Origin of the sequence: Methylobacterium sp. J-048, from assembly GCF_022829515.1 — a bacterium.
Taxonomy (GTDB): Bacteria; Pseudomonadota; Alphaproteobacteria; order Rhizobiales; family Beijerinckiaceae; genus Methylobacterium.
The window spans coordinates 41,785-58,572 of the sequence record NZ_JAKSYL010000056.1; the positions used below are offsets into that span (position 1 = coordinate 41,785).

Here is a 16,788-nt window from a genome sequence, read left to right on the forward strand (position 1 = left end):
ACCGATGTCAGGCCCGACTGCTTCGCAGAGCGGCGCTGAGCCGAATCAGGCGGGTCGTGCGACCGTCGACCAGCCATCGCAGCGGGATCGGCAGCGCCTCGACAACCAATTGTGCTTCGCGGTCTACGCCGCCGCGCATGCCTTCGGCCGCGCCTACCGGACTCTTCTTGGCCGCTATGAGCTGACCTATCCGCAATACCTCGTCCTGCTGGTGCTGTGGGAAGAGGACGGCCTGTCGGTCAAGGAGATCGGCAACCGCCTGTTCCTCGATTCCGGAACCCTGACTCCGCTGCTCAAGCGCCTGGAGGCCTCGGGCCGCGTGCGGCGCGCCCGGGATCGGGCCGACGAGCGGCAGGTCAGCATCTTCCTCACGCCGGCCGGCCAATCGCTGCGCGACGTGCTCGCCTGCGTCCCCGACGAGGCGGGCGACCGGACCGGCCTCGATATGCAGGGCCGGAAGGACCTGCTGAACGACCTCGTCACCCTGCGGCTCGGCCTTCAGGCCGGTCTGATCCCGGAATAGCGCGCCATCGGCGCCCGATTACCTCGGTCCTGAACGGATGAGGGCACCCGCGTGGCTGCGCGGATGCCCTCCGGTTCGGTTGCGCTGTCGCGCGATGTCTCAGGACTGCGTCTTGAGGTAGGCGATCACGTCGTTGATCTTCTTGTCGTCGGGGTAGCCCTGGAAGATCATCTTGGTGCCGGGGATCTTGGTCTTCGGGTTCTTCAGCCACTCGTGGAGATTGGCCTCGTCCCAGGTGATGCCGGAATTCTTCACCGCGGCGGAGTAGTTGTAGCCCTCGTAGGTGCCGGCCTTGCGCCCGACGACGCCCTTCAGGTCCGGACCGACGCCGTTCTTCTGGAAATTGTGGCACGCCTTGCAGGGGGCGAACGCCTTCTCGCCTGCGGCCGCATCACCGGCCTCCTGGGCCTGGGCGGAAAGCGGAATCAAAGCAGCAAGGACGGCGCCGAGAACGAAAGAACGCATGGATTTCCTCCTTATGACCGCTTTCGCGGCAGCGTTTAGAGCAGAGCTTGCCTGCCTGGAACAGCTCTAAATGATTACACGCAGATCGTGCAACGGCCTAGCCGTCCGCGACCGTCATCCCGTGGATGAGAGAGCGGCCAGACCCTCAACACCAGGCCTCGGACTTCGCCGCCTGCGGCGGATGGAAGCTGGATCGCGGCCAGCCGGGCGACTGCGGTTCGCCGATCGAAGCGGCTTCGGCGCCGTGTCGGATTGCGGGACCGTCAGGCTTTGACGCCGCATCGTCGTTTTCCGAAAGCCGGTGACCATCTTTCGGCCCGATGCGCTAAGCAGGTCGAACCGGTTTGCCGCCGGATCGCACCGGTGGCGGTGTCGGGAACGGAGCGCCTCTGATGACCTTTCGCGCCCTGGCGATCGTCGTGACGCTCTGCGGCCTTGCCGCCGTCCTGATCGTGCTCATGGACGAGCCGGAACGCCTCTCGGCCATCGTCGCAAAGCTCGGCGAGGGCGGGATGTGGACGGCGCTGGCGGTCTTCGTCGGGATCGCGGCCGTGCTCGGCTATCGGCGGCGCGACGCGGCGGGGCGCCGTCGCTGAGGCGCCGCTCAGAGGCCTTGATAGCTCCGGTACCATGCCACGAAGCGTTCGATCCCGAGCCTCAGCGGGGTCGCCGGCCGGAACCCGGTGTCGCGCGTCAGGTCCTCGATATCCGCGTAGGTGGCCGGCACGTCGCCCGGCTGCATCGGCAGCAGGATCGTCTCGGCCTTGCGCCCGAGCGCGTCTTCGAGAAACGCGATCATCTCCATCAGCTCGACCGGCTCGTTGTTGCCGATGTTGTAGACTCGATAGGGCGCCGCGCTGGTGCCCGGATCCGAGGCGGCGCCGGTCCAAGCGGGGTTCGGGGCGGCCGGTCGTTCGGCCAAGGCGACGATGCCCTCGACGATGTCGTCGATATAGGTGAAGTCTCGGCGCATCCGGCCTTCGTTGAACACCTGGATCGGCTCGCCGGCGAGGATTGCGCGCGCGAACAGGGACATCGCCATGTCGGGCCGTCCCCAGGGTCCGTACACGGTGAAGAAGCGCAGGCCCGTGGTCGGCAGCCCGTAGAGATGGCTGTAGCTGTGCGCCATCAACTCGTTGGCCTTCTTGGTCGCCGCGTAGAGGCTGACCGGATGGTCGACGTTCTGGTGGATCGAGAACGGCATCGCCGTCACCGCGCCGTAGACCGAACTCGAGGATGCGTAGAGCAGGTGCTCCACGCCACCGTGGCGGCAGGCTTCGAGGATGTTGAGGAAGCCGACGAGATTGCTCGACGCATAGGCATGTGGGTTCGTCAGCGAGTAACGGACGCCGGCCTGTGCGGCGAGGTGGATCACGGTCCGGAAGCCGTGGCGGCGGAACAGCGCGTCGAGGCCGGCGCCGTCGATCAGGTCGAGGCGCTCGAAGCTGTAGCCGGCGAACGGTTCGAGGCGCCGGAGCCGCGCTTCCTTCAGGCCGACATCGTAATAGGCGTTGACGTTGTCGAGGCCCACGACCGTCCGGCCGGTTTCGAGCAAGCGCAGCGCGAGCGCGTTGCCGATGAATCCGGCGACGCCCGTGATCAGGACAGGAGGCAGGGACATGATCGGACGCTGTGGGCCGGCCGCGCCGCCGGGGTCGGCGATCAGTAACACGCACCCGCCTGCGATTCACCCGCGGCCATACCTTGCCGCGGAACTGGCGAAGCGTAATCTCTCGATTTGTGAAGACCGATCAACGAAAGCTGCCGGAGAGCCTGACGTGCTACCTCGCGGCGCCTCAAGGGGCTGTTGTCGAGACGGCGCGGCTGCCTGCCGAGCGCGGGATCCAGCCCGGCGATCAGGGTTCCGCGCATCACGCGTTGGAATCCGCGCTCCTGCGAGGCTTCGTCTATGTCACCTCAGGCCTGGTCTGGATCCTCTTGCTCGGCCTGGTCGTGCGTCACGTCGTTCGCTGAGTGCCGTCCGCCGGTCTCGGCCTGTGGATATCGGTCGATCCGCGATAGTACGGCGCCGTCGACCGGTACTTGTGCGGACGGGTCGGGTATTGGAGCTGCCGATAGCTGGGCGGTATCGGCTCGGTCGGGTCTTTTCAGGGAGATGGGACGATGGCTCTGACGGGGCGCTTCTGGTTCCGCAAATCCTGGACGGGCCGGCTGGTGCTGCTGGTCGAGGAGGTGCGCCCGCGCTGGTTCGGCCGCGGTGCCGGCAAGCCGCGCTGGCGCAACGCCCGGCTGATGGACTTTGCCGAGCCCGAATTGCGGCCCCTGATGGCGATGGAGAAGCTGCATCGCACGGGCGCCCCCACGGCGACCGTCCATAACCTCCGGCCCGTTCCCGCGGCCCCGGAACTGAGAGCCGCGAACGGCTGAACAGCGCTGGCGGCGGCGTGCGGGATGAAGCCCCGTCCCTGGACCGATCCCGGAGCGCCGCGCTGCTGACCTGAGACGTGCCGATCCCCATCTGAACAGCGCGCGCTCGACCACACGCGCTCGATATCGGGGACGAAGGCCATGCCGCGCTACTTCTTCCACACTCAGATCGGTGACGACACGATCACCGATCCGACCGGTTTCGAATTGCGCGACCCGGACCAGGCCTGGGAGAAGGCCCAGGACACGATCCGGGCGGCCCTGGCCGATCCGCAGAACCAGGTCCGGCTGATGACCGCCTGCCTGGTCGTCACTGACGCGGCCGGCGAAGTGGTGCTGGAATTCCCGTTCAGCGAGGCCGTCTCCCTCCCGCCGGACGCGGATCCGACCCTGCATTGAGCGCAGGCCGTCGCACGCCGCCTGCCCTACATCGCGGCGGACGCGACACACGGAGACCTGCGCCGACATGGATTCGCCCCCGAACGATCTCGACACGCACGCCCTCGGCCGCGCCGCGCCCGGCAAGGGCCTCGCCCGAGCGGCCTGCCCCTACGCCGAGGGTACGGAGGCGCGCACGCGCTGGCTTGCGGGCTACGACGAAGCGGTCTCCGATGGCGCCGAGCCGGTGACCGAGGGAATCGCCAAGCATCCGCCGGCCGGGGGGCCGACACGCTGATGGACGCCAAGACGACGATACCAGGCGGCGCCGCGCCGCATCCTGCCCTCGACCGCAAGGCGGTCGGCGCCGTGGTGCTGGGCAACGCCCTCGAATTCTACGATTTCACCGTCTACGCCTTCTTCGCCAAGCCGATCGGCGAGGCGTTCTTTCCGGCCACCGACCCGACCCACAGCCTGCTGGCATCGCTGGCCCTGTTCGGAATCGGCTACGTGATGCGGCCGATCGGCGGCGTGCTGATCGGCGCCTTCGCGGATCGGGCCGGTCGCAAGCCGGCGATGCTGATCACCATCGCGCTGATGGCGCTCGGCATGCTGATGCTGGCCGCCTGCCCGTCCTACGCGGCGATCGGCGGCTGGGCCCAAGTGATCGTCATCGCGGGCCGCCTCATCCAGGGTCTCGCCCTCGGCGGCGAGGTCGGCCCGTCCACCGCCTACCTGCTCGAGGCGGCGCCGCCGGCCAAGCGCGGCTTCGTCACCAGTTGGCAGATCGCCAGCCAGGGCTGCGCGGCCCTGTTCGCGGGCATCGTCGCGACCATCCTGGCGCTCGTCGTCGGCGACCAGGCGATGTCGGCCTGGGGCTGGCGGGTGATGTTCGGCCTCGGCCTGTGCGTCGTGCCGGTGGGCCTCGTGATCCGCAGCCATCTGCCCGAGACCGCTGGCGCCGAGGAGGATCCCCACGCGGCATCCTCGACCTTCGCAGTGGTCCGGCGGTTGCTGCGCGAGCATGGCCGCCTGCTGGGGCTGACCTTCCTGGTCATCGCCGCCTCGACCGTGTCGAACGCCGTGGGCACCAACATGCCGGTCTTTGCCGGCGCCACTCTGGGCCTGAGCGAGACCGCCGCCACCGCGGTACCGATCGCCCTGGGCCTCGCCTCGGTGATCTTTCCGCTGCTGGGCGGCTGGCTGGCCGACCGGTTCGGCCGGCGCCCGCTCATGATCTGGCCGCGGGCGCTGATCCTGGTCCTGGCCGTGCCGGCCTTCGCCTGGGTGGTGAGCGCCCCCAGCGCGGCCAGCGTCTATGCGGTGACCTTCCTGCTCTCGGCTCTGTCCTCGATCAACGCCGCCGCGGTGATCGTCGGTATCCCGGAGGCGTTGCCGCGGGCGGTGCGCAGCGCCGGCCTGTCGATCGTCTATGCGCTCTCGGTCTCGATCTTCGGCGGCAGCACCAACTACGTGATCAACTGGCTGATCGCTGCGACCGGCGACCGGCTGGCTCCGGCCTATTACCTCGCTGCCTTCAGCCTGGTCGGGACCATCGCCGCATTCCTGTTGCCTGAGACCCGCGGTCGCGACCTCGATGCGGAGCTCGAAGCGTAGCCGAACATGTGCGCTTCCGCACGGCCCGGAAGCGGAGCCGCGCGGGAGCCGGTCGTCAACGCTAGGTGGCGGCCGGCAGCGGGCCTAGACCGCGCGCATGCCGAACCCCTCCGAGACGCGCCGCCCGCTGGTCCTCGCCGCGGTGATGGCGGCGATGTTCATGATCGCCATCGAGGCGACCATCGTCTCGACCGCAATGCCGCAGATCGCCGGGCAACTCGGCGACCTCCACCTCTACGCCTGGGTGTTCGGTTCCTTCCTGCTGACCCAGACCGCCACCACGGTGGTGTTCGGCAAGCTGTCCGATCTCTACGGGCGGCGCCCGGTGCTGCTGTTCGGCATCGCGGTCTTCTTGGCCGGATCCCTGCTGTGCGGGCTCGCCTGGTCGATGCCCTCGTTGATCCTGTTCCGCCTCGTGCAGGGCGTCGGCGCGGGGGCGATCCAGCCGGTGAGCCTGACGGTGATTGGCGACCTCTACCCGGCCCGGGAGCGCGGCAAGGTCCAAGGTTATCTTGCGAGTGTCTGGGGCATCTCGTCCGTGGCCGGGCCGTTGGTCGGCGGCCTGATCATCGGCCATCTGAGCTGGCCCTGGATCTTCTGGATCAACCTGCCCGTGGGCCTCGTCGCGGCGGCTCTGTTCCTGGTCTACCTGCGGGAGAGCGTCGAGCGCCGCAGCCGCCCGATTGATGCGATCGGCGCGGCGCTGTTCACGGCGGCCATCGCCGCGCTGATGATGGCGCTGACCGAGGCCGGGACCTCGGCCGCGGCGGCCTTCTGGCCGGCCCTCGGCTTCGTGGTCGCTGCCATCCTGTTCGTGCTTCAGGAGCGCCGGGCCGCCGACCCGATGCTCGACATTCGCCTGTGGATGCAGCGCCCGATCGCCACCACCAATGCCGCCACCCTGCTCTCCGGCATGACCGTGATCGGGCTGACCGCGTTCCTGCCGATGTACGTCCAGGGCGTGCTCCGGCAATCGCCTCTGATCGCCGGCCTGACCTTGACCCTGATGGTGCTCGGCTGGCCGATCGGCGCCACCACGGCGGCGCGCAACTTCGTGCGCTTCGGCCTGCGCCCGACGCTCTTGTTTGGCGCGACGCTGTTGCCGCTCGGTGCCACGGCCTTCGTCGCCCTGCGTTCCGAGACCTCGCCGATCGTCGCCGCCTGCGGCTCGATCGTGATGGGGCTCGGCATGGGTTTTCTCTCGACCGCCGCCATCGTGATCATTCAGGACAGCGTCGCCTGGGCCCAGCGTGGCGCCGCCACCGCCTCGAACATCTTCGCCCGCAACCTCGGCTCGACCCTGGGCGCAACTGCGTTGGGGGCCGTGCTGAACTACCGGCTGGTGCATCCGGCCGGCGGGCCGGCGGTCGACCCCGGCCAGCTCCGGCGCCTCCTCGACGATCCCGCGAGCCTCGGGACGGGCGGCGACGCCATCCGCGACGGGCTGCAGCACGCCCTGCACGGCACGTTCTGGACGGTCTTCGCGGTGGCACTGCTGACGCTGGTGCTGTCGCTGTTCGTCCCGCGCATCACGATCTCGGACGCGCCGCGCGAACTGGCGGTGGAATAGTCATGACCTGGGCCTTTGACCTTGCGGCTGAGGCCGCCTAGCGTCCGTCCATGCCCCTCGTGCCGCCTCCGCGCCCCGCAGCCTCGCCCGCGGCGGATATCCCGCCGACCAGCGTGCTCACTGCCAACCAGCCCGAATGGTCGGTGGGCGAGCTGGCGGGGGCGCTCAAGCGCACCTTGGAGGACGCGTTCGGCCATGTCCGCCTGCGCGGCGAGATCTCCGGCTATCGCGGCCAGCACGGCTCCGGCCACGCCTATTTCTCGCTGAAGGACGGGCAGGCGCGGATCGACGCGGTGGTGTGGAAGGGCGTGTTCGGGCGCCTGCGCCAGAAGCCGCAGGAAGGGCTGGAGGTGGTCGCCACCGGGCGCATCACCACCTTCGCGGGCAAGTCCTCCTACCAGATCGTGGTCGAGAGCCTGGAGCCGGCCGGGCTCGGCGCCTGGATGGCCCTGCTGGAGGAGCGCAAGAAGCTTCTGGCCGCCGAGGGGCTGTTCGCCCCGGAGCACAAGCGCGCCATTCCCTACCTGCCCCGCGTCGTCGGCGTCGTCACCTCGCCCACGGGCGCGGTGATCCGCGACATCCTCCACCGGCTGGAGGACCGGTTCCCGCGCCCGGTCCTGGTCTGGCCGGTGCGCGTCCAGGGCGACGGCGCTGCGGAAGAGGTCGCCGCCGCGATCCGGGGCTTCAACGCGCTGGGCCCGGACAGCGCCATCCCGCGCCCGGACGTGCTGATCGTCGCCCGGGGCGGCGGCTCCATCGAGGATCTCTGGGCCTTCAACGAGGAGTGCGTGGTCCGCGCCGCCTTCGAGAGCGCGATCCCGCTGATCTCGGCGGTCGGCCACGAGACCGATACGACGCTGATCGATTACGTGTCCGATCGCCGGGCTCCCACCCCGACCGGCGCCGCCGAGATGGCCGTGCCGGTCCGTGCCGACCTGATCGCCACGGTCTCGGACCTCTCAGCCCGGGCTGTCGGTTCGATCGGCCGGCGGGTCGAGCGCGACCGGTCGGATCTACGGGCGCTGGCTCGAGCCCTTCCGAGCGCCGACGTCCTGCTGGCGGCCAAGCGTCAGCGTCTCGACCTCGCCGAGGCGCGGCTCGCCCCGGCGCTCGCGGCCGGCGCCAGCCGTCATCGCGCGCGCCTGCAACTCCTCCTCGACCGGATGGCCCGGCGCTCGCCCGACGTGGCGCTCGCCAACGCCCGCGCCCGCCTGGCGCGGATCGATCACCGGCCGCTGACCGCTTTACGCAACGACGTGCAGCGCAAGGGCGAGGCCCTGGCCCAGCTCGGCCGCCGCCTCGTCGTCGCCCGGGATGCCAGCCTGGAGCGGGCGCGGGCGCTGCAGGCACGCCGGGCCGACCGCCTGGTCGCCCTGTCCGATCGCCTGACCCAGGCCGGCCTGCGCGGTGTCGAGCGCCGCCGCGACCGGCTGGAAGGCCTGGCGCATCTCCTCGGCTCGCTGAGCTACCGGGCCGTGCTGGAGCGCGGCTACGTCCTGGTCCGGGACGCCGCCGGCCTGCCGGTCCGCCACGCCGCCGAGGCCACCGCCGCCAGCCGCCTCAGCCTCCAATTCGCCGACGGGACGGTGAATGCGGTGCCGGATGGGACCTCCGATCCGTCCGTCTCCGCGAAGTCCGCCCGGCGCGCCGCGCGGACGCAGCCGGCCTCCGGCGCAGAGACGGGCAAGCGCACGCCCGCGAGCGCCACTGCGCCGACGCGACAGGGGTCGCTCTTCTGAGCCGCGCGTCGGAGCCGGACAGCGTGCGGATCGACATCTGGGATGGGCGGCCATTCACGGGCGCGAAGATCGCCCTGGTCCTCGGCGACGAGATCCTCGTCTACCGGCGCGACGACCGGCCGGACATCCCGTTTCCAGGGCTTTGGGACCTTCCCGGCGGCGGCCGGGAGAACGAGGAATCTCCCGCGGATTGCGCGCTGCGCGAGACCCACGAAGAGTGCGGCCTGAACATCGAGCCTGAGCGGATCGTCTGGCAGCGTCGCTATCCGAGCTGGTCCGGCACTGGGGCCTCGGCCTATTTCTGCGCTGCGCCGCTATTGTTGGTTGAAGTCGAGCGGATCCAATTCGGAAGCGAAGGCACCGCTTGGCGCTTGATGTCGGCGGTGCGCTTCATTGCCCATCCGCGGGCGGTGCCGCATCTGCAGGACCGCGTTTCTGATTATTTGCGGGTTGCCAAAAACACAATCGAGAATTCGTCATGGTAGCGATAGTTCATAGATGGCGACGAATATCCAAATTACTCCCCTGATCCTGAGATGCCGGAGCGTCGTGTCGGCAACCAACGAGATTTCCAGCGAGCACGGAGATTTCTGGGCACTCCTTCGAGGCTTACGCTGCGCGGAAGCTCCTCAGGATGAGGCCGAGGATGGGATGGGCTTTATTTAAAAACTGATCAAGATCGCTGATGGATCAGGCCGGCTCCGGCCCCACCCGGTAGTGATACCGGTACAGCTCCCGCGCGAACCCCAGCCCCCGGTACAGCGCCCGGGCCGGCGCGTTCGTCGCGACCACTTGGAGGCAGGCCGCCCGAGCGCCCTGCCCCCGGGCCCAGTGCAGCAGCGCGCCCACGGCGCGTTTGGCATGGCCTTGCCCGCGCAAGTGCTCGACCGTCGCCACCGACTCGATCACCAAAAGATCGCTGTCGAGCACGCCGAAGGCGAAGGCACCGATGCCGCCGTCCACGACCGCTGACGCGAAGGCCCGCGGCAGGATCAGAGTTTCCACTGTGTCGCGAAACGCCTGCGCGGCCGCCGCGTCGGCGCGGTTCACGGCGTCGCGCACGGCCAGCCATTCGGCATCCGGTGCCGGCGTCAGCCTGACTGCCGGATCCGGGCCACCCGGCAAGGCGTCGAGATCGCGAAACAGCGTGCAGGTCTCGTCGACCACGGTGTAATCGCCCCCGGCCAGGAGCGGCTCCATCTGCGGCGCGATTGCCGGCACCCGGAAGATCGCCCGGCGCCCGAGGGCGGCGTAGAGCGCCAGCCCGGCCGCGATGGCCGGCTCGGGGGCGCCGCTGCCGCGCAAGGGGTTCACGGAGTTCTGCCGCTTCGAGGTGCCGCCGGTGGCGCGCAGCAGGTAGCCGTGGACCAAGAGTTGGCGCGGGCTCGGCCAGGCATTCAGGCAGGCCTCTTCCACGCGCCAGGACAGATCGATGTCGGACGTCATGAGTCGCTCCGACTGTTTGATCCCATGCCGATCGGGACCGCGCCACCCCTGTGCGCCCGGTGCTGTGCGGCGTCGCGTACGCTTGAAGCATTCCAAGTCTGCGCGATGTCCCCGCAATGCCCGCGCCCGACCTTCTCTTCAGCCTCCATTTTCTCGGCGGCAGCGCCCGAACCTGGGAGCCGTTCTCCTGGGCCCTCGGTGACACGCTGGTCTGCGTGTCCATCGATCTGCCGGGATTCGGCAACGCCTCCGGTGCGACGGGTTTCTCAGTCGACGCCATGGCCGACCACGTCGCCGCCGTGATCCGCACGAAGGCGCCGGTGCGCTTCGCCATTGCGGGCCACAGCATGGGCGCGAAGGTGGCGCTGGCCCTCGCCCGCCGCTCCGAGGACGGCGAATCGGGCCTGGAGGGACTGACCGATTTGATCCTGATCTCGGGCTCGCCACCTGGCCCGGAGCCGATACCGGAGGATCGCCGCGCCAAGATGATCGCGTGGATCGACGCGGATCCAGAGACGCGACTGCGCGAGGCCAAGGCCTTCGTCCGCGCGAATGTCGGCGATTCGCTCGATCCCGAAACCGAGGCCCGTGCGGTCGCCGACGTCCTGGAGGCTGCGCCGAAGGCCTGGAAAGCCTGGCTCGAATCCGGCTCGAACGAGGATCTGAGCCGTCGCGTCGGCGTTCTGCGCACGCCGGCCCTGATCCTGGCGGGGTCCGAGGATGCCGATCTCGGCGCCGATGCGCAGCACGCGCTGATGGCGCCGCATCTCGCCCATTATCGGGTCGTGACGGTCGACGGCGTGGGCCATCTCCTGCCGCTGGAGCGTCCTGAGGCCCTGGCCGACCTGGTGCGCCAGCATATTGGCGACCGGCCCCGCGCGGACGCTGCGCAGGCTGCCGAAATTCCCCCCGCCTACGCCGCGCTGATCGCGTCGGAGCGGGTCAACAGCCGCCTGCGCGGTGCCCTCGCAAAGCGCGCGGAACCCGATGATCCGGGCTATCGACCGGAAGCGCTCGACCCGGTGGAACTCGCGATCCTGCGCGCTGCCTGCGCCCGCGTCCTGCCGACTCCCGGCGTGGATATCGCCGCCCGGATCGACAAGCGCCTGGCATCCGGGGCCGGCGACGGCTGGCGCTTCGTGGCTCTGCCGCCGGACCTGGAGGCTTATCGCGCCGCCCTGCGCACCCTCGACGCGGCGGCCCGCGCCGCCCACGGCCGTCCGTTCGTCGTCCTCGACGGGCGGGAGCAGGATGCGCTGCTGACGCTCGCCGAGCGCGGCGACCTGTCGGTGCCGGAGATTCTCGGTGGCCGCCTGGATGGCGACCGGATGCGGTTCTGGTTCGAGGATCTGCGCGCCGACGCGGTGCGCCTGTGGCTCGCCCATCCGGCGGCCCTGGCGCGGGTCGGCTTTTCCGGCATCGGCGCCGGCGGCGACCGGCCGGGCCCGATCGCGAACGGATTGCCGGGCTTCCACGAAGTCGGGCTCGACGCGCCGGAACCCTGGGAACCGCGCCCGACGCATGGGGAGACGGCACGATGAATCTCGACGGGATGCGGACCTACCGCACGGACGATTCCGTCGATGCGGTCATCGTCGGCACCGGGGCGGGTGGTGCGCCGCTCCTCGCCCGACTGGCCGCCGCCGGCCTCAAGGTCGTGGCCCTGGAGGCCGGACCGAATTTTTCACCGGAACGCTTCGCCTTCGACGAGACCCTGGCCGACGAGATCTACTGGACCGAGGAGCGCCTGAGCGGCGGTTCCACCCCGGAGGCGTTCGGGGCGAACAACAGCGGTACCGGGGTCGGCGGCTCAACTCTGCACTGGGGCGCGTTCGTGCCCCGGGCCGATGCCCGTGACCTGCGCCTCCACACCGAGAGCGGCGAGGGTGTCGACTGGCCGCTGAGCTACGACGAGCTGGCCCCGTTCTACGAGCGGGTCGAGCGCTTCATCGGCGTCTCCGGGCCGCAATCCTATCCCTGGGATCCCGGCCGCCGCTATCCCCTGCCCCCGGTGCCGCGCAACGCGCCTGCGCAGATCATGGCCGGCGCCTGCGATGCGCTCGGCATCCGCTGGGCCGACGCGCCTGCGGCGGTGGTCTCGCAGGCGTTCCAGTCCGAGGGCGGTCCTTACCGCAACGCCTGCATCAACTGCGGCTTCTGCCACCAGGGCTGCCGCAACGGCGCCAAGACCAGCATGGACGTCACCTACCTGCCGCTCGCGGTCACCCACGGGGCCGAGATCCGGGCCGGGGCCTTCGTCCACGGGCTCGAGCGCGGCACCGACGGCCGGGTCACCGCGGTGGTCTACACCCAGGACGGGCAGGAACGGCGCCAGCGCTGCGGCGCGGTGTTCCTCTGCGCCGGCGCCGTCGAGACGCCGCGCCTGCTGCTGCATCTCGGGCTGGCCAATTCCAGCGATCAGGTCGGCCGCAACTACATGGGCCACGTCGCCACGCAGGTCTGGGGCACCTTCGCCAACGAGGTGCGGATGAACCGCGGCTATCCCTCGTCGCTGATCACCGAGGATTTCATCCGCGCCGGGGCCGACTTCGCCGGCGGCTACCTGATCCAGAGCCTCGGCGTGGTGCCGCTGACCTTCGGCAACGCGGTGGCGCGCGGGCGCGGCCTGTGGGGTCAGAAGCTGCTCGATTATCTCGACGGCTACAACCACGTCGCCGGCATCGGCATCAACGGCGAGACGCTGCCCTGCGACGCCAACGTGCTGACCCTGTCCGACGAGACCGACGCGCGTGGGATGCGTAAGGCGCAGATCAGCTTCGGCTACAGCCGCAACGAGGAGCGCCTTAACGCGCATGCCACCAAGGTGATGCGCGACCTGTGGCAGGCCGCCGGCGCCGAGGACATCTGGGTGCTGGAGCGCGTCGCCCACACGATCGGCACCTGCCGGATGGGGCGCGACGGATCGAGCGCCGTGGTCGATCCGGTCGGCCGCAGCTTCGATATCGACAATCTCTGGATCTGCGATGGCTCGACCTTCCCGAGTTCGCTCGCGGCGAACCCGGCCCTGACCATCATGGCGCTGAGCTTGCGCACCGCGGAGGCCTTTTTGGCCGCCGGAGGCTGAGATCAGCTTGGGTCGGCACGTAACGCGGCGAGCCCGCGTCGCTGTCGGCCATCGGCATCGAAATTCGCCGGATCGAGCCACGCCCTGAAGCCCGCCCGCACCCGCGGCCATTCGGCGTCGGTGATCGAGAACCACGCCGTGTCGCGGGAGCGTCCTTTTACCACCGTGGCGTTGCGAAAGATGCCCTCGAAGGTGAAGCCCAAGCGGAGCGCCGCCGCCCGGGACGGGGCGTTGAGGCTGTCGCATTTCCACTCGTAGCGGCGGTAGCCGAGTTCGTCGAACGCTCGTGCCATCATCAGCGCCATCGCCTCCGTCGCCGCGGGCGCGCGCTGGAGCCGCGGGCCGAAATTCAGGTGGCCGACCTCGATCACGCCGTTGCCCGGATCGATGCGCAGGTAGGAGGCGATCCCCAAAGGCGCACCGCTTGCCCGGTCGAGTATCGCGTGGAACAGCGGGTCCTCGCTCTGCGCCCGGGATTCGAGCCGGGTTCGAAACGCGGTTTCGCTGTCCGGCATCTCGTCGGGAAGATAGGTCCAGTTCCGCCGGTCGGGCGCTGCGCTGTAAGTCGCGAACAGGCCTGCCGTATGGGCCTCAGCATCGAGCGGCACGACCCGGCAGGTGCGGCCCTCCATAGGCGTCCGCGGCGGAAGCGGACGCGGGGTCCAGTCCGGCAGAGCGGGGCCGATCGGCTGGCCGAAGGCGTTGAGACGCTGGCTCACGATCCGCTCCGCTCCGCGACCATGTCGGCGAGGGTTGTCTCGCCCTCCGCCCGCATCCCGGCGATCACGCCGGCGCGGTCGGCCTCGGACCTGTTCTGGCTCATCTTCCACTTCCCCTCGATGCGGGTGATCGGGATCTCGATTCCGACGATGGCGGGCAGCTGTGCAGCCACAAACGGCGCGGGCGCGTCGTCCACCGCCCAGGGCGCGACGCGCGGGGCCTCACGCAGGGCGGTGAGGTCGGCGATCTGACGACGCAGCCAGTCCGCATCCTCGATCACAAGCGGCCGGCCCCAGGCGTGGACGGTGGCATAATTCCAGGTCGGCACCACCCGGCCGTGCTCGCGCTTGCTCGCGTACCAGCCCGGGGTGACGTAGCCCTGCGGTCCCTGGAACACGATGAGGCATTCCTCAGCCTCGGCCAACGCCTGCCATTGCGGGTTGGCGCGGGCGAGATGGGCACGCAGGGTGCCGTGCGCGCCAGCCTCGTCCAGCAGGAACGGCACCGGGTTGGCGACCAAGCCGTCCGCGCCGCCGGTGATCAGCAAACCCAGCGGATAGGCGCGGATCAGCGTTTGGTGCGCCGCGCGTGACTCGTCCTGAAAGTGCGGCGGCTGGTACATCGAACCGGTCCCGAGTGAGGGCGTCACGCTTGACCACACGGCGGACCAGACAAAAGATCCAGTTTCCGAAATGCGACTGGACCACTTTCCGCCATGGCCCGGGACCCGCTGCCGCTGCCGGTCAGCCTCGATCCTGCTTTACCGATGCCGCTGCACGCTCAGCTGCGCGAGGGCCTGCGTGCAACGATCCTCGACCGGCGCCTGCCGCGCGGGGCGCGGCTGCCGGCCTCCCGGGTGATGGCGGCCGATCTCGGCTGCGCGCGCGGCACGGTGGTGCTCGCCCTGGAGCAGCTCATCGCCGAGGGCTACCTCACGACGCGAACGGGGTCGGCCACGCGCGTCGCCGCGACCCTGCCGGATGACAGCCTCCCACGATCGACCACGGCCGAGCCCAAAGCGGATGCGGCTGCGCCGATCCTGTCGCGCCGGGGAGTCTGCCTCCTGGCGGCGCCGGCTCGGCCGTACATGGCCGGTCCGGGTGTGCCCGACGCGTTCGCACTCGGGCGACCGGCGCAGGACGCCTTCCCGTTCGCCGTTTGGGCACGCCTGCTCCAGGCCGAATGGCGCCATGGTCCGGCGGAGCGGCTCGATCCGCGCGGTTCGCCGGCGCTCCGGGCGGCCATCGCCGCGTATCTGTCGCAAGCCCGGGGCGTGACCTGCGAGGCTGACGACGTGATCGTCACGGCGGGCATCCGTCAGAGCCTGCGTCTGCTGGCCGAATTGCTGCTCGATCCCGGGGAACGCGCGCTGGTCGAGGAGCCGGGATTTCCTGGGATCGCCCTGGCCTTGGCGAGCGCCGGCCTGCATCCGGTCCCGATCCCGATCGGCCCCGGCGGGCTGTCGGTGGCCGGTGCCGGGCCGTTTCCGCGAGATGCCCGGCTCGCCGTCGTGACGCCGGCCCAGCACTATCCGCTGGGCCACACTATGAGCCTGGAGAACCGGCTCAATCTCCTGGCCTGGGCGGAGGCCGTCTCCGGCTGGATCGTCGAGGACGATTACGACGGCGCTTACCGCTATACCGGGCGACCGCTGGCGCCGCTGCGGACTTTGGATCGCGGCGGACGGGTGATCTATGTCGGCAGCTTTTCCAAGCTGCTGCTGCCGGCACTCGGCCTCAGCTATCTGGTCCTGCCCCGGGGCCTCGTGGCACCGGTGAACCAGGCGCTGGCAGAGACCGGACCGGCGCCCCCGGGCATCGGCCAGTGGGCGCTGGCCCGGTTCATCGAGGACGGCCATCTCGCCGGCCATCTGCGCCGGACCCGGCGGCTTTACGCCCTACGCCAGGAAGCCTTGGTCGAAGCCGCACGCCGCCATGCAGCCGATGTGATCGCGCTCGCCCCGATGGAGGGCGGAATGCACCTGATCGCACGCCCCGGTTCGGCCTGGGGCGCAGCGCTCGGCGATGCCGAAGCCGCCGCGTGCCTCGGCCGCGCCGGGATCTCGGCGGTGCCGCTCTCGGCCTATCATGCCGGCCCGCCGGAGCCCGGACTTCTGCTCGGCTATGCCGCGGTTCCCGAGCGGGCGATCGAGCCGGCTGTGTGCCGCATGGCCGAGACCCTGAGACCTGACGGTTGAGGTCGTTCGATCCGCCTTTCGTCACTCGGCCCGTGGGGTCAGCGTCACGGTGACGGCGCCTCGACCGGAGCGCAGTTCCAGGCTTCGCAGCGTCTTTGGCCGCACCGTCGCGCCGCTCGACGGGCTGACGCGCTGCACCCGCTCGCCGTCGAGGCGCAGGCTGATCACGCCCTCCGCGGTGATGCGCAGCGACGTGGCGTTCCGAAAAGATTTCAGCGCCACCGCGGTCCAGGCCGGCCCGACCTCGATCCGCGTCGGCGCCGGGATCACCTCGCGGCGCGCCAGCGCGAGCCCCGCTAGAGCGCCGATCGCCGCGAGCGCCAGCACCACCTGACGGGGCCGAACTGAGCTTTTGCGGCGGCGCGGGACCGGGCTCACGGTCCAGACCGCCCCCGGGGGCACCGGGTCCGGCTCGGCCGGCGGTGGCGGCGGCGCCGCGGTTGGAGGCGCCGAGGGCGGCGTGGGCTCCGGAGGCGTGTCGACCGGGGGCGGCTCGTGAACGTCCGGCGGTGGTGGTGGAGGAGCCGGCGGTTCGGCTTTCGGCCGCACCTGCGCGGCGCCGCAGAACGGGCAGAACCGCACCGCCACGTAATGGCCGCGGTCGCATTCGGTGCAGCGCAGGGGCGCGGTCGGGATTCCGGGTATCACGGCGGAGCGCGG

The 16,788-nt window shown here is 70.1% G+C and carries 19 protein-coding genes; 13 read left to right on the plus strand and 6 right to left on the minus strand.

Going from position 1 to position 16,788, the window contains the following annotated elements; translation table 11 throughout:
- Positions 1–4: 4 nt before the first annotated feature.
- The gene (locus tag MKL09_RS02710; protein ID WP_244017704.1) at positions 5–523 is read left to right on the plus strand and encodes a MarR family winged helix-turn-helix transcriptional regulator; all 519 of its coding nucleotides are present in this window, start codon (positions 5–7) and stop codon (positions 521–523) included.
- A 99-nt stretch (positions 524–622) separates the two neighbouring features.
- Here the strand turns inward: MKL09_RS02710 and MKL09_RS02715 are convergent, their stop codons facing one another.
- Positions 623–988: a c-type cytochrome gene (locus MKL09_RS02715; RefSeq protein WP_244017707.1), complete on the minus strand. Its 366-nt coding sequence runs from the start codon at positions 986–988 to the stop codon at positions 623–625.
- A 392-nt stretch (positions 989–1,380) separates the two neighbouring features.
- Here MKL09_RS02715 and MKL09_RS02720 point away from each other — a divergent pair, with 392 nt between their 5' ends.
- The gene (locus tag MKL09_RS02720; RefSeq protein ID WP_244017709.1) at positions 1,381–1,584 is read left to right on the plus strand and encodes a hypothetical protein; all 204 of its coding nucleotides are present in this window, start codon (positions 1,381–1,383) and stop codon (positions 1,582–1,584) included.
- 8 nt (positions 1,585–1,592) lie between these two features.
- Here MKL09_RS02720 and MKL09_RS02725 read toward each other — a convergent pair whose 3' ends face one another.
- Complete coding sequence (locus MKL09_RS02725; protein ID WP_244017711.1) at positions 1,593–2,609, minus strand: NAD-dependent epimerase; 1,017 nt, start codon at positions 2,607–2,609, stop codon at positions 1,593–1,595.
- A gap of 119 nt (positions 2,610–2,728) precedes the next feature.
- Between MKL09_RS02725 and MKL09_RS02730 the strand changes: the two genes are divergently transcribed.
- From MKL09_RS02730 to MKL09_RS02765, 8 genes are all read left to right on the plus strand, one after another.
- Entirely contained in the window at positions 2,729–2,962 is a 234-nt protein-coding gene (locus MKL09_RS02730; RefSeq protein WP_244017713.1) for a hypothetical protein, read from the plus strand.
- Between the two features lie 150 nt (positions 2,963–3,112).
- Entirely contained in the window at positions 3,113–3,376 is a 264-nt protein-coding gene (locus tag MKL09_RS02735) for a hypothetical protein (protein WP_244017715.1), read from the plus strand.
- 141 nt (positions 3,377–3,517) lie between these two features.
- Complete coding sequence (locus MKL09_RS02740; RefSeq protein ID WP_244017717.1) at positions 3,518–3,775, plus strand: DUF6894 family protein; 258 nt, start codon at positions 3,518–3,520, stop codon at positions 3,773–3,775.
- 67 nt (positions 3,776–3,842) lie between these two features.
- Complete coding sequence (locus tag MKL09_RS02745; RefSeq protein ID WP_244017719.1) at positions 3,843–4,052, plus strand: Rmf/CrpP family protein; 210 nt, start codon at positions 3,843–3,845, stop codon at positions 4,050–4,052.
- The gene (locus tag MKL09_RS02750) at positions 4,052–5,371 is read left to right on the plus strand and encodes an MFS transporter (protein WP_244017721.1); all 1,320 of its coding nucleotides are present in this window, start codon (positions 4,052–4,054) and stop codon (positions 5,369–5,371) included. The genes MKL09_RS02745 and MKL09_RS02750 overlap by 1 nt, the downstream gene beginning before the upstream one ends.
- 97 nt (positions 5,372–5,468) lie before the next feature.
- Positions 5,469–6,941, plus strand: a complete 1,473-nt coding sequence (locus MKL09_RS02755; RefSeq protein WP_244017723.1) for an MDR family MFS transporter — start codon at positions 5,469–5,471, stop codon at positions 6,939–6,941.
- Positions 6,942–6,991: 50 nt separating this feature from the next.
- On the plus strand, positions 6,992–8,680 hold the full coding sequence (xseA, locus tag MKL09_RS02760; RefSeq protein ID WP_244017725.1) for an exodeoxyribonuclease VII large subunit: 1,689 nt from the start codon (positions 6,992–6,994) through the stop codon (positions 8,678–8,680).
- Positions 8,681–8,703: 23 nt separating this feature from the next.
- Positions 8,704–9,165 carry an NUDIX hydrolase gene (locus MKL09_RS02765; RefSeq protein WP_244017727.1) on the plus strand — a complete coding sequence of 154 codons (462 nt, stop codon included), beginning with the start codon at positions 8,704–8,706 and terminating at the stop codon, positions 9,163–9,165.
- A gap of 205 nt (positions 9,166–9,370) precedes the next feature.
- Here MKL09_RS02765 and MKL09_RS02770 read toward each other — a convergent pair whose 3' ends face one another.
- Positions 9,371–10,126, minus strand: coding sequence for a GNAT family N-acetyltransferase (locus tag MKL09_RS02770; protein ID WP_244017729.1), 756 nt, complete (start codon positions 10,124–10,126; stop codon positions 9,371–9,373).
- Positions 10,127–10,242: 116 nt separating this feature from the next.
- On the opposite strand from MKL09_RS02770, the gene MKL09_RS02775 reads away from it, so the two are divergent.
- Together MKL09_RS02775 and MKL09_RS02780 are read left to right on the plus strand one after the other, a co-directional pair.
- Positions 10,243–11,667, plus strand: a complete 1,425-nt coding sequence (locus MKL09_RS02775; RefSeq protein ID WP_244017731.1) for an alpha/beta hydrolase — start codon at positions 10,243–10,245, stop codon at positions 11,665–11,667.
- Positions 11,664–13,211, plus strand: a complete 1,548-nt coding sequence (locus MKL09_RS02780) for a GMC family oxidoreductase (RefSeq protein WP_244017732.1) — start codon at positions 11,664–11,666, stop codon at positions 13,209–13,211. The genes MKL09_RS02775 and MKL09_RS02780 overlap by 4 nt, the downstream gene beginning before the upstream one ends.
- 2 nt (positions 13,212–13,213) lie before the next feature.
- On the opposite strand, the gene MKL09_RS02785 is transcribed toward MKL09_RS02780, so the two are convergent.
- Positions 13,214–13,930 (minus strand): GNAT family N-acetyltransferase, encoded by a 717-nt coding sequence (locus MKL09_RS02785; protein WP_244017733.1) that lies wholly within the window; start codon positions 13,928–13,930, stop codon positions 13,214–13,216.
- Positions 13,927–14,553: an FMN-binding negative transcriptional regulator gene (locus MKL09_RS02790; RefSeq protein ID WP_244017735.1), complete on the minus strand. Its 627-nt coding sequence runs from the start codon at positions 14,551–14,553 to the stop codon at positions 13,927–13,929. Before MKL09_RS02790 ends, MKL09_RS02785 begins: the two co-directional genes overlap by 4 nt.
- Positions 14,554–14,646: 93 nt before the next feature.
- Here MKL09_RS02790 and MKL09_RS02795 point away from each other — a divergent pair, with 93 nt between their 5' ends.
- The gene (locus MKL09_RS02795) at positions 14,647–16,128 is read left to right on the plus strand and encodes a PLP-dependent aminotransferase family protein (RefSeq protein ID WP_244017736.1); all 1,482 of its coding nucleotides are present in this window, start codon (positions 14,647–14,649) and stop codon (positions 16,126–16,128) included.
- Positions 16,129–16,149: 21 nt separating this feature from the next.
- Here MKL09_RS02795 and MKL09_RS02800 read toward each other — a convergent pair whose 3' ends face one another.
- Positions 16,150–16,776 carry a hypothetical protein gene (locus tag MKL09_RS02800; protein ID WP_244017738.1) on the minus strand — a complete coding sequence of 209 codons (627 nt, stop codon included), beginning with the start codon at positions 16,774–16,776 and terminating at the stop codon, positions 16,150–16,152.
- Positions 16,777–16,788 lie beyond the last annotated feature (12 nt).